This window comes from Geomonas sp. Red32 (assembly GCF_023652955.1).
GTDB lineage: Bacteria > Desulfobacterota > Desulfuromonadia > Geobacterales > Geobacteraceae > Geomonas.
Window position 1 is genome coordinate 38,899 of sequence record NZ_JAKLOY010000008.1, and the last position, 13,100, is coordinate 51,998.

At 55.9% G+C, this 13,100-nt stretch carries 11 protein-coding genes; all 11 read right to left on the reverse strand.

Annotation, left to right across the window (positions count from 1 at the left end):
* Positions 1-14 precede the first annotated feature (14 nt).
* A complete protein-coding gene (locus L4X63_RS18600) occupies positions 15-1,085 on the reverse strand; it encodes a glycosyltransferase family 4 protein (protein ID WP_250680162.1) in 1,071 nt (356 codons plus the stop codon).
* Between the two features lie 31 nt (positions 1,086-1,116).
* Positions 1,117-2,145, reverse strand: coding sequence for a glycosyltransferase family 2 protein (locus tag L4X63_RS18605; RefSeq protein ID WP_250680163.1), 1,029 nt, complete (start codon positions 2,143-2,145; stop codon positions 1,117-1,119).
* 6 nt (positions 2,146-2,151) lie between these two features.
* The gene (locus tag L4X63_RS18610; RefSeq protein ID WP_250680164.1) at positions 2,152-3,561 is read right to left on the reverse strand and encodes a hypothetical protein; all 1,410 of its coding nucleotides are present in this window, start codon (positions 3,559-3,561) and stop codon (positions 2,152-2,154) included.
* Between the two features lie 50 nt (positions 3,562-3,611).
* The gene (locus tag L4X63_RS18615) at positions 3,612-4,823 is read right to left on the reverse strand and encodes an O-antigen ligase family protein (protein ID WP_250680165.1); all 1,212 of its coding nucleotides are present in this window, start codon (positions 4,821-4,823) and stop codon (positions 3,612-3,614) included.
* 75 nt (positions 4,824-4,898) lie between these two features.
* On the reverse strand, positions 4,899-6,101 hold the full coding sequence (locus L4X63_RS18620; RefSeq protein WP_250680166.1) for a glycosyltransferase: 1,203 nt from the start codon (positions 6,099-6,101) through the stop codon (positions 4,899-4,901).
* 105 nt (positions 6,102-6,206) lie between these two features.
* Positions 6,207-7,646, reverse strand: a complete 1,440-nt coding sequence (locus L4X63_RS18625; RefSeq protein WP_250680167.1) for an MOP flippase family protein — start codon at positions 7,644-7,646, stop codon at positions 6,207-6,209.
* Between the two features lie 113 nt (positions 7,647-7,759).
* Entirely contained in the window at positions 7,760-8,659 is a 900-nt protein-coding gene (locus tag L4X63_RS18630) for a hypothetical protein (protein ID WP_250680168.1), read from the reverse strand.
* Positions 8,660-8,749: 90 nt separating this feature from the next.
* Entirely contained in the window at positions 8,750-9,997 is a 1,248-nt protein-coding gene (wecC, locus tag L4X63_RS18635; protein ID WP_250680169.1) for a UDP-N-acetyl-D-mannosamine dehydrogenase, read from the reverse strand.
* 42 nt (positions 9,998-10,039) lie between these two features.
* Positions 10,040-11,170: a non-hydrolyzing UDP-N-acetylglucosamine 2-epimerase gene (gene wecB / locus L4X63_RS18640; RefSeq protein WP_250680170.1), complete on the reverse strand. Its 1,131-nt coding sequence runs from the start codon at positions 11,168-11,170 to the stop codon at positions 10,040-10,042.
* Between the two features lie 115 nt (positions 11,171-11,285).
* Entirely contained in the window at positions 11,286-11,831 is a 546-nt protein-coding gene (gene rfbC, locus L4X63_RS18645) for a dTDP-4-dehydrorhamnose 3,5-epimerase (RefSeq protein WP_250680171.1), read from the reverse strand.
* A gap of 187 nt (positions 11,832-12,018) precedes the next feature.
* On the reverse strand, positions 12,019-13,089 hold the full coding sequence (rfbB, locus tag L4X63_RS18650; protein ID WP_250680172.1) for a dTDP-glucose 4,6-dehydratase: 1,071 nt from the start codon (positions 13,087-13,089) through the stop codon (positions 12,019-12,021).
* Between the last annotated feature and the right edge of the window lie 11 nt (positions 13,090-13,100).

Consider the following 13,100-nt stretch of genomic DNA (forward strand, 5'->3'; position numbering starts at 1 on the left):
CTCAGTATGTTCTCCTACCCTTGGGTAAGTGTCTCGCAAAGGGCGTCAGCGAATCCCCTCGCATCGTCAGCTATCCGCATCTCACCGTCGATACCTTCGGCGGCGACGGTGGTGGCGACCACGGGAAGCCCGGCCGCCATGAATTCCAGCACCTTGATCTTGATCCCCGCCCCGAGCCGGAGGGGAGCCGCCCCGACCTGTGCCCTTTCGAAGTAAGGAATGGGGTCCTCCACGAAGCCGGTGACCTCCACGCACTCCGAGGCCCTCTCCAGCATACGGGCCGGCGGATTCGCCCCCACCACCGAAACCTTGGCGTGAGGAACCCGCTCTTTGACCCGCGGGAAGATCTCGTCGAGGAACCAGAAGACTGCGTCGGAGTTTTCCGTACGCCCCATCGCCCCCCACAGCAGGATGGTACCGGCCACCACCTTTTCCCGGGTCACCTTTTTGAAGCGCTCATCGACCTTAGGCGGGAAGACCTCGATCTTGGCCGGGTCCACGCCGTCGGCCACCAGGAGGTCGCGGTCCTTGAAATTGAGGGTCCCGATCCGCTGCACCCGGTGCAGGACGTCCAGCTCCCAGGCCTTTTGCCGCCCGTACTCGAGCCGGTAGAGAAACCGCCTGACTCCGGAGCTCCCCTCCATCTTGCGCTGGAAGGACTGGTAGGTGACGTCGTGCTCGATGAGCAGCTGCTCCTCGACGTGGGACACCCGGTCCAGATAGTGGCCGACCGAGGTGTACTCGAAGTGGACCCTGTCGAAGCGGCGCTCCCGCAGGACCCGGCGGAGCTCGGCGTCGAAGCCGGGGTGGATCCGGGAAGCCACCCGGACAGGGAGAGCCGGATGGGTCAGGATCCCCACCACACGTTGACGGAGCGAGACCTCGAAGAGCGACACCTGCGAGCAGAGTTTCTCCAGTGCCGGGCCGGCATGCCCCTTCTCCGCCTCGTTCACGAAAGCCATCAGGTAGATGTCGTAGTCGCGGGCGTACTCCTCCAGCCGGTCGAAGGCGATGGCCTGTCCGGCCTGGGGAACGGACTTGGAGGGAAGATGACTGGACAGAAAAAGGAGCGATTTCTTGCTCATAGCTGATTGAAGCAGCGGCCTTCGCGGGACGCTACCCTCGTATTCCCTCCAACACTCCCTTGAAGACAATCCCGACACGGTCCGCCTGTCCGCGCCGGATCCGGTTGACGGCGACCACCAGGGTGGAGAGGATCACCACCGGCAGCAGCAGGGGAAAGAATTTCCTGGTGAAGAGTACCTTGTTCCTGACGAGGTAGAAATCGGACAGCTTGCTGCGGCTTGCCGCGACCGAACTGGAACCTATCGAGGCCCCCTCCTTGTGGTAGACCCGGCTTCGGGACGAGAAGGCGATGCGGAAACGGCGCCGGGCCCTCTGGAACCAGTCGATCTCCTCGAAGTAGAGGAAGTAATCCTCGCACATCAGGCCAATCTCGACCAGCAGCCGCTTCGGCACCAGCATGGAGGCGCCGGCCACGTAATCGAGCCCTTGCGAGACGGTATCCTCGTCGATGGCCGGGCCCAAGGTTTCCCCTGCCCCGACGCTCTTCGGTGCGGCGAGCCACCGGTTGTAGGTGGAGCCTCCGTAGGACTGGACGGCCTGGGGGGGGGAGTAGTCGAGCAGCATCGCTCCGCAAAACCCGGCGTCGGGGCGGTGCGCCATCGACTCGACCATGGAGGCCAGCGCGTCGGGGGCGACCACCGTGTCGTTGTTGAGCAGCCAGACGAAGTCGAAGTCGTCGCGGGCCAGCGCGTAGCGGAGCCCGACGTTGTTGCCGCCGGCGAATCCGAGGTTGCCGCCGGTCTCGATCAGTACCAGCGGGTACCCTTCCCCCGTACCGGCACCGAACCCTTCCCCGGCGCGAAGGTGCAGGCAGGAAAGGGGCTTGGCAACGGCGGGAAAGGAAAGCCCCCGCAGCGGATTGGTTCGGTCGAGGTACAGGCTGAGATCTCCCGCTGCCCACGCCTTGATCCGCTCCACCGAACCGTCGGAGGAGGAGTTGTCGCAGACCACCACCTGGAAGTTCCGGTAGGTACTCCGCAGCAGGCTTTCCAGGCACTCGATGGTGTCCGCCCACCCGTTCCAGTTCAGTATGACGACGTAGACTTTCGGCGTTTGCATCGGCTCCTACATCGTGGTCAAGACGGTGACCGAGTTGGGAGGGCAGGCGATCGTGATAGGCCTCTTGGTGTTGTAGATCTCGGTCGATACATTCAGGTTCGGAAACGCCGGGTCGGTCGCGACCGCCGAGTCGGAGTAAACGTAGTGTTTGAAGGTCCTCAGCTCGGCCTTGGCGATGGCGAGGTTGACGTTGACGTTGTGGGTGGTGGTATCCCGGTTCACCAGACAAAGGGAGTAGTCGAGAGAGTGGAGGTTCGATTTAGCTGGGACCCTTGCGACCAGGATGCGCATCATATTCGGTTGCTGGACCCGATAGATGGTGGACGAGTAAGGGAAATAACGGGTAAGAAGGGACCAGGAGGAAGCCCATGGCCTCACATACATGCCGCTTTTTTTATCACTCCACATTCCCCAAAAGAAATCCTTATGCCCGTTGTCCTCCAACATCCAGGCAAGAACAGAGGAGACGCCGGAACGCGCGGCTTGCACCCCGTAATCGGCCATGAAGATGCCGTAATCGACTTCGGCAATATGGCGGTTGCCGGACGGCAAAACCTGGTCGTCCTGCATACCGGCCTCCGATACGAAAATCGGCATGGACGCAGCCACCGCGCTCGCGTTGCGCAGCAACTGCCGTTTTTGCAGGAAAAGGTTCTCGACGATACCGTTTTTGACGTCGGTTCTCGTCGCGTAGTTATGGACACTGTAGGCGCCCATAATATCCGGGAGTTGGCCGCCGCATCCGCTAAGCCAGGTATCTCCATGCTGGCCCTGCGACACTTCGGGCCCCGAAAAGGTGACTTTGCGGTCCAATCCCCGCTTTGTGAACTCCGCATTGACCCGAACGACCAGGTTCTTCCACATGGGCCAATTGTTAGCCAGTTCAAGATCGGGCTCGTTGCCAGCGGAGAAGTACTTAATGCAGCTGTATCCCTTGGTGTTGACAAGGTAATCCACGATGGCACCTATCACCTGGGCGTATTGGGGGTCATCGGGCCCGGTGATCCCAGGGATGTTGAGCCAGGAGGTGGCGGCTGAGCCGCCGGCGCCCCATGAGCACAGGATGACCTTGATCCCCTGCCGCTGGCAAAGGTCGAGCTGCTTGTAAAGCCACTTCATCGAGTCGGAGTTCCAGTTGTATTTGCCCCCACCCAAATAGCACCAACTCCCGAGCACCATGATCCTGCATACCGGCATCTTCAGGCTCGAAACCCGGCTGGAGATGGTGTTGAAGTCCTCCTCGTTGACGCCGTTGACAGGATACCCAATCGAATCCCATTCCGCGCCGAATCCGACGAAATTTTTGTTGATGATTTGACTGTTGGCCACGGTGATGAGGTCGTCGCCGAGGGCCAAGGAACTCGCCTTCAAAACCAACAGCAGGATAAAAAACAATCTCGCTAAAACCGCGCGCATGGAGACCTCCTAGAGTGGGGTGTTAAGAATCAGCGCTAAAGCCTGGCGAATCAACTACTGGCCACGGTACTCTTCCACTGAACATACCTGGACACCATCAATCCGTAAACGAACCAGTAAAAAACACCGAAAGTCGAGGAAAACAGCAGGTTGGTGGCACTGTAAAACCACACGACAATGGGGATCAATATGAAAAGAAATTTCCGTTCGTTTGAACGCAACGCGATCTGGATGAACCAGACAAATTGGGCAATGAAGAGAATGAGCCCAATGCCTCCGAACTCGGCAATATAGGTGACGGAGGTGTCGGAATTGGCCATGCTCCAGTTGTCGAGAGTGGTGGGCAACGAATATATTTTATGGAAGTAATAACCGTCAAGCTCCCATATTGCCGTGTCCGAGATTCTGTTCAACCCGATGCCGAAGACCGGATAATCCTTCAAGATATCCAAGGATCCGACAGCGTAGACGATCCGGTATATCACCGAACTCCCTGACTTGCCGAATTCATTGGTCGATTGCTTGACATCCGAAAAGGTCAGGACGATCAGAGCCAAAAACAACACGAAAAGGATCAAACGTGTCCGTGCGCTTTTAAAAGATAAAATCAACAAGATGATCGCAGTAGCGATCTGGGCCCTGACCGAAGTGGCGAAGACAGCCAAATATCCTAATCGGGTAATGAACTGATTCCTGGCGAGAATATGGCGAACGATCGAGAAGATGATCAGCATGGTCGCCATGACGTTGGGCCACGGCATTAGTCCGTGGAACTGACGGATGCCGAAGCGTACAGGATTCAGGTCCACGTATTTGCCAGCCCAGAAATCCGCGTAACCAAAAGCGTCCAGAACGATCGATGCGATCGAAATCATGATGCAAAAAGATAAAAGCTTGACGATTTTACCAATGTCCGCGTAACGCCCAAACGCCGCGGCGACTAGAAACGCAGCGGTACAAGGAATAAGGGTGAAGAGAAAGTTCACCGCGACAATTTTCACGCTGCTGTTAGCAGTGAGAACCGTCAGGGGCCCTTGAATGAAGAAGTAACCGAGAAAAAGGGTGGCAGGATTAAAAACCAGCTCGTCGGTCCAAATCCGCGCCTTACGCAGGGCGGTCGTTCCCAGAACGGCAAGGAGAACGGCCGAGTAAGCGTAATTTGACATCGGCAGAGTCACGATTTCTGCCGCCATCATGGGGGTCAACATCGCATACAGGACGAGCGTGTAAAAGACTAGGTTCAGCCGGGTATTTCCGACCAAACAGGCGCGTCTATGAGCAAAATACGGGTTAATGACACCGTCAGAGGAGTACATGGGTAAAAACCTCGAGGCAACTTAGGACATAAGCCTGTCGAAATGCGCTGCGAGCCGGTTGGCGTTTTCTCGGCGGTTGAAGGGCGCGTCCGAAAACGCGGGAAGGTGCTGGCCTTCTTCAAGCAGGGCCTTGAGAGACTCTTTGATCCCTTCGACATCGCAAGGGTTAACGATGCGCCCGAAGCCGAGCCCGTGGAGCAGGCAGGCCAAGGCGCTGTTCTCGCCGCAAAAAGCCAGAATCGGTTTCTTCGCCGCCAAGTACTCATAAACCTTGCCGGGGATCGCGGTGCTGCTGTCCTCCTCGTCGAAGATAAAAACAACCAGCACGTCGGCCGAACAGAGGTAGCGCAAGGCTTCCTTGTGAGCGACGGGGCCGCGCACGTTGATTTCCCAGCCGCCATGGACCGCGGCTTCCAGAAGGACGGTCTCTTCCCGTTCGTTCTTTCCCACCATATGAAAAGCGATGCGGTCCTTCAAGGCAGGGTCGAGCGACATCAGGGCGTCAATCAGATACCTCGAGGTGCGAAACCCTCCAAAACCGCCCAGATATACGACATTGACCTTGCTGGAATGGAAGTCCATCGGCTTCAGTTCCAGAAAATCGGCAGGATCGAACCCGTTCAAGATCGTCACGACCTCCTTACCGGACATTTCGCTCAGTTTGGCGGCCATGGGCTCGGTGGTCGCCACCAAAAGATCAGCTTTCGACAACACCCTGGCTTCCAGGAGACGGTTGATCGCCTTCTGAAACCGGAAAGCCGGCGCGAAGATCCTGTTGCCGGTCCACATATCCCGGTAATCCACGATGAGCTTTTTGCCGGAGAGGATGCTAAGCATGTAGCCGACCAAAAGCGGGGTCTGCGGCGGAGCCGTCGCGTAAATCAGCGAGATGTCCTCGTCCTTTATTAGCTTGAGCCCGAGCAAAACCGCCGGCACCAGCCATCCGGCCCTTTTGTCTGGAACAAGGAGGGTTTTCACAGTTTCCTTCAGCCACCACTTAAGGCGGCTCGCAACGGACTGGCGTGTCGCGGGACCAGGCTGTGCGTCCCCCGGGCTGGACGATTTGAACCTGCTTATCCAGTCGCCGCAGCGGTATATGCTCGAGCCCGACACCTCGTTCGCCATCCCCTCGTCCGGCATCCAGCTATCTTTCCTCGAAACCGTCAGGACGACCGGCTCCCAGCCGAAGGATGGGAGGTATTTTACGAGCTTGACGGTCCTCATGACTCCGCCCCCACCGCATTCGGGAGGAAAATCATAAACGACGATGAGAACGCGCTTTTTAGAATTTTGTGAGGTCATAGTGCCAAGATTGTGTGTGAGAAAATGCTAGCTGACCGGCTTCGCCAGGGCCAGAAAGCCCCTGACTTCCCCGCGCAGTAGAACGAAGACCGAGCCGCCGTAGGCCGCGATCCCCAGAAGTGTCAAAGAGATCAAACGTGGAACGTCGGATAGACGGCTGGCAATTAGGTGATCAAATGTCATGAGAAAAACCGACATAATGACGCAGCAAGCCAATATCCCAGCGAAGCTTTTGACGAAATCAGGCAACCGAAGCCCGATGAATCGGAACGGAATGGCCAGGGCGGGATAAACCGTAATGATGAAGGCTATCGCGTAACAAGAAGCGACTCCGACAACGCCGTAATTCAGCCCGATGATGAAGGACATTATATAGAATACGCCGGTGGCAACACCCCACCTCAACATTACGTCGGTCCGCCCCTTTGCCTGATAAATCGACCCCACCATAGTCACCACGGATTGAACCATACCGAGCGGAGCTAAAATTTCAAGAAGGAGGACGACCGGCTCCCACTGTTTTCCGAAAAAACACATGATGAACGGCCGTGCCAGATACCAGAGGCCGAACATCATGGGAAAGGTTACAAGGCCTATGCACTGGCAGGTTTTGACGTATAGCCTGCGGAACGCGTCGTCATCGCTTTGGAGTTTTGCAAAAACTGGAAACATTACTCTGGCAAAAATGGTGGAGATCGCCTGAAGAGGGTAAAGCATGAGCTTGTAAGCTAGAGTGTAGTAGCCAAGGCTCTGTGGGCCAAGATAACGTCCGATCAGGACGTAATCGGCGTTCCGCACGACGTAATTAAAAATATTAAATCCAGTAAGATTAAGGCTGTAGCTGGTAACAGACTTCAGCTCGGCCAGGTCGAACGTGCGCTTGGGTCTGAAAGGAGCGACGATCAACAAGAGAATCGTTGTAACCAAAGTGGTAGTGATGCTTTGGAAAACCAAACTCCAGGCCCGGCAGCCGTAGAGTGCGGAGCCGATTCCAACCGCTGAGCCTGCCAAAGCAGCGCAAACATCTATTTTAGCCAACACGTTGAATTTTAGGTCCTTTTCCAAAAAGGACTGATGCACGATAGTGCAACTCGATATGAGGAAGGTAATCGACACTCCTCTCAAGAGAGAGGTGACCTGAGGTTCCCGGTAGAAAACTGCAGCGAGGGGAGCGAGCAGGAGCAAAAGCAGAGTCATGCCTAAACCGAAGCTTACATTCAGATAGAAAATACTGCTAGCAAGCTCCTTGGACAGCTCCCTGCGCTGGATAACGGCGGACGCAGTACCGAGATCCTTGAAAATGGCGAGAAAACCAACCACGATGGTCGCCATGCCAACCACGCCGAAATCAGCCGGGGAGAGGAGACGGGCGAGCAGGGCCGTGGTGAGCAGTGCGGTTGCCTGCCTCGCCACTTGAGACATGGCGGACCAGGTCAAACCGCGGGTAATCGAGTTAACTAAAGACATGCCGTAAAGTCCGATGACAAAGGTCCCACAACTATCAAAACAGCATCAGACGTGGGTTTCGCGTGAGTTGAAGTGGTGTTTACATCCATTTGAACAACTAGCATGGGACGCGACTATCGGCCGGAGTTGAATGCATCGTCAAACGTACAGAAGCCGAAAGTATCTATCATCTTTTTCATTTGACGATCGTTGCCCGCGCTGTTTAGATTGTCATGCCAAAGAGCCACTCCTTGGCTTCCTTCCCAACAATAATAATTCCTCTTTGGCCGCGGAATCCGACGAGCGGCCCGCCCGACAAGCCTCATCATCCAATAAAGCCAGATATCATCCGCATTCGGACACAGCAAAGTAAACAGCGCAACGTCACCGACTTTACCGTCAAACGAACGGGGGGGGTAGAGCGCTCCGGCGCCGGTGGTCGGAAACGTCAAGGCGGAGGTTTCCGATTCCGTTGAATTCAGCTCCCACTGCAGGTAAGGAAGAGGAGAACCGTCAGGGGAAAGTCGAATCCGGTGTGCAAGATGACATACAATATCCTCCGGAGACATCTTATGCGCATCTACCAGTTCCTCTAACCATGTCGACCAATAAAACAAATCGTCATCAGCGGTGACAACAAAAGCGTCCTGAAAAGCCTCTAAAACAGGAATGATTTTCTTATAAGATCGGTAGTCATCACAAAATCTAATTTGCAGCCCCGCCCCCTCCAACTCGAGAATTTCTTCAGTCAGAAATTGTTGGTCATTCTTGGCTATCCATAAAATGATGGAGTCAGGCTTTACCGTTTGAGAGAGAAGACACTTCAAGGTCAAGGGTAATTGCTTGAAACGTGGGGGGAATGAAGTCAAAGAAACAATCAGGGGACCGGTGAGCCCATGAGGTTTCTGAGCCTTCCTGGAAAGGAATCGTACTGTCACTGAAAAGGCAAGAATAGTTGGCATCCACTGGATACGTAGCCGAGTATAAATACGGTATAGGATATCTTTTTTCCAGACTTTTTTCAGCAGTGACATAAGGACCTTGTGCACTTTATAAATACCACCCTACAACAACATATAACTGCCACCTATTATAATACTTCATATCCGGCCAACGTTGCCGTATCACCTCAGAATTCCCCTAGTGTCGATCAGGACCTTCTCTTTTAGAAGCTCATTATCGATCTGCTTAAACTCGTTATGGTCTACTAGAAGCAGGATTATATCCGCCTTTTGCAGGACATCGCTCAGATCAAAGAGTGCGAATTCGCAAAAATCATCCGAAGCGTTCGGTTCACAAGCCATTACCTGACCGATGTCGGCTTTAATAAGCTTACGGGTGATTTCAAGCGCAGGGGACTCCCGCAGATCGTCGATATTAGCCTTAAAGGCTAGGCCCAGGCAACCGATCACCGGATTTTTGAATCTATCGGCTTTGCTTTTTACCTTGTCCAGCACCCAGTTAGGCTTTGCATCATTCACCTCACGGGCTGTCCGAATAAGCCTCGCCTCATCGGGAGCGGCAGCCACGATGAACCACGGATCTACCGCGATGCAGTGACCGCCGACCCCTGGTCCGGGCTGAAGTATGTTGACCCGGGGATGCTTGTTGGCAAGCTCAATGAGCTCCCAGACATTGATTCCCAGTTTGTCACAGATGATCGACAGTTCGTTCGCGAAGGCTATGCTGACGTCGCGGCTCGAATTCTCGACCAATTTGGCCATTTCAGCGGTCTTGCTGTCGGTCAGAAAGATCCCGCCGTTGCAAAAGGTTTTGTAAAGATCCCGCGCTGTTTCAGCAGCGGCCCTGTTCACTCCACCGATGATCCTGTCGTTGTCGACCAGTTCGCGAAGGATGTGCCCAGGAAGCACCCTTTCCGGACAGTGGGCCAAATGGATGGCGAGATTTGCTTGCTGGCTGGACCGGGAAGTCACCAAGTCCGGCCTCAGTTCAGCGATGATCTGGCCGATCCGCTCCGTGGTGCCAACTGGCGATGTTGACTCGAGAATCACCAAGTTCCCCTCCCTCAGGAAAGGAGCGATGCTTCTAGTGGCTGCCTCGATATAGCTGATGTCGGGAATCTTGAGACCGTGATCGCTGGTGCTGAATGGGGTGGGAACCGCCAGGATGAAGGTATCGGCTTCCTCTGGGACCAACGATGCCTTTAAATTTCCGCTGTGGACAGCGGAACGGACCAGGATATCAAGATCAGGCTCAACTATATGGATACTGCCCTGGTTGATGGTGTTGACAGCGGACTCATTGACATCAACTCCCAACACCTGGTGTCCTTTGGTGGCCAGCATGGATGCGGTGGGGAGTCCGATATAGCCTAAGCCGATTACTACTATTTTTTGCCTGTTCTTATGCATTGCCCTCGCTCCTTCTAAATTCTTAATTCAAAAAACAATAAACTATAGTCGCTCCAAAGCTTCCCGGATCCGTAAAGAAGCCTGTCCGTCACCGTATGGATTGTGCGCCATGGACATGGTACGGTAGGCCTCGGGGTCGTCGAGCAGCCGCTGGGTCTCGTCCACGATGAGTTTCTCGTTTGTCCCTACCAAGAGGACGGTCCCGGCAGCCACGGCCTCCGGGCGCTCGGTGGTGTCGCGCATGACCAAGACAGGTTTCCCCAGCGAAGGGGCCTCCTCCTGCACCCCACCCGAATCGGTGATGATGAGGTAACTCCGATTCATCAGGTAGACGAAGGGGAGATAGTCGGCAGGTTCTATCAGGTGAACGTTGCCGAGGTCGGCGCCCCCAAGGATGCGCTTCACCGGTTCCTGCACATTCGGGTTGAGGTGCATCGGATAGAGGATCTCTACGTCGGGATTTTGTCGGGCGATGCGGGCCAAGCCACGGCAGATGCTCTCGAACCCTTCGCCAAAGTTTTCACGACGATGCCCGGTCACCAGAATCAGCCTCTTCCCAGAATCGAGGAAAGAGAAGCGCTGGGCGAAGGTGTCGGTGAGAGATGCATCCTGGTTGATCATCGCTGACACCGAGAGGAGCGCGTCAACCACGGTGTTTCCGGTGACAACGATGGCCTCCTCGGAGGTCCCTTCCCTTAGAAGGTTGCCGCGGGAGGCGGTGGTCGGAGCGAAGTGGATGTCGGTGAGGGCGCCCGCCACTCGCCGATTCATCTCTTCCGGGAAGGGGGCAAACTTGTCGTGGGTCCTGAGCCCTGCCTCGACATGGCCTAGGCGAGTTCTCGTGTAGTAGGCGGCGATGGAAGCGGCCATGGTGGTAGATGTATCGCCATGCACCAGCATGATGTCAGGCCGCTCTTTTTCGAGGACCGGTTTGAGCCCCTGCAGGACGTTGCAGGTGATGTCGAACAGGTCCTGGCCGGGTTTCATGATGTTGAGGTCGTAATCGGGCTCTATTTTGAAGAGGCTAAGCACCTGATCGAGCATTTGCCGGTGCTGTGCGGTCACACAAACGATCGTCTTAAACTTCCCCGGGTGGTTCTGCAGTTCCTTTATCACCGGAGCCATCTTGATGGCTTCCGGGCGAGTACCGAAAACAAAAAGAACCTTTAACATCCTGATAAACCTTTCTTATATCTGAACTAGCCTTCTTTTAATACGTACGTGCTCTGATCAACTCGCTGCGGATAGCCCATTCCTCCCCCTGATCCTTCAACCGGAGGAGGGGGGATTATGCGAAATATTCGGCATCCCTAAACGGCTTCCCTTCGGCGTCCTTTTTGGCCAGCAAGGGCTCACCTTGCAGAGGCCAGGCAATGGCAAGATCGGGATCGTTCCAGATGATGCTCCGCTCGTACTCCGGGGACCAGTAGTCGGTGGTCTTGTACAAAAATTCGGCGACCTCCGAGAGCACCACGAAACCGTGGGCAAAACCTTCCGGCACCCAGAGCTGCCGCTTGTTCTCGGCCGAGAGCACCACGCCGACCCATTTGCCGAAGGTGGGTGAGCTCTTGCGGATGTCCACCGCGACGTCGAAAACCTCGCCTACCGTGGCCCGGACCAGTTTGCCCTGGGTGTTCTTGATCTGGTAATGGAGGCCGCGCAACACGTTCTTGCCCGACCGCGAATGGTTGTCCTGCACGAAAGCGGTTTTGAGGCCGGTCTTCTCCTCCCACTCCTTCTGGTTGTAGCTTTCGAAAAAGAAGCCACGCTGATCGCCGAAAACGGTCGGCTCGATGATCTTTACTTCCGGAATCTCGGTGTCGATGACGCGCATTAACTGCAACTCCCCTGGCTGGCGAATTTCGGACGCCAGAAATCTCCTGCAACCACCAGATATTATTGATGAATACCCGAAATTTTTGGGCAAAATTCGAACGTTCGAATTTTTCTCGCAAGCTTCCGGAATCGTTAAGGAATAGCCAATTTTTCTGTTTCGGGCTCCCCAAACGCCGGGGCGCCGGCTACTTCAGCCTCTCGCTGTACATGGAGCGGTAGTACTCCTGGTAGCTGCCGTTAAGGATGGCATCGGTCCAGGCGGTGTTGGCGAGGTACCACTCGATGGTGCGGCGGATTCCCTCCTGGAAGGTGACCTCGGGCTCCCAGCCGAGCTCACTGCGAAGCTTGGAGGCGTCGATGGCATAGCGCTTGTCGTGCCCGGGGCGGTCCTTGACGAAGCGGATCAGCGAGCGGCGCGGCATTCCATCGGCAAGGGGGGGAGCGACTTCGTCGAGGAGGTCGCAGATGGTTTCCACCACCTCGAGATTTTTCTTCTCGCTGTTCCCGCCTACGTTGTAGGTGTCACCCACTTTCCCCTGGTCGAGCACCCTCAGGATGGCCCGGCAGTGGTCCACGACGTAAAGCCAGTCGCGGACGTTGCTCCCGTCCCCGTAGACCGGGAGATCCTTCCCCTTCAAAGCATTGGTGATGATGAGGGGGATCAGCTTTTCGGGGAAGTGGTACGGGCCGTAGTTGTTGGAGCAGTTGGTCATCAGGGTCGGCAGCCCGTAGGTGTGGTGGTAGGCGCTCACCAAGTGGTCGGAGGAAGCCTTGCTGGCCGAGTACGGCGAGCGGGGATCGTAAGGAGTAGTCTCGGTGAAGTAGCCGGTCTCCCCCAGCGACCCGTACACCTCGTCGGTGGAGACGTGCAGGAACCTTTTTCCGGTAGCGTCCCTACCCTCCCCCAGCCAGGCGGCGCGTGCCGCCTCCAGGAGGGTGAAGGTCCCGATGATGTTGGTTTCGATGAAGGCGGCCGGCCCGTCGATGCTCCGGTCGACGTGGGACTCGGCGGCAAAATGGACCACGTGGTCGATCTTCTCCTCGCTGAAGATCCGATTAATCAGTTCGGCGTCGCAGATGTCGCCTTTTACGAACCGGTAGCGGGGATCGTCGGCCAGATCGGCGACGTTGGCCAGGTTCCCCGCATAGGTGAGCTTGTCCAGGTTCACCAGCCGGAAGTCGCGATCGGTACCCAACAGAAGACGGACAAAGTTGCCGCCGATGAACCCACAGCCGCCAGTCACCAAGATGTTCATTGCATATCCTC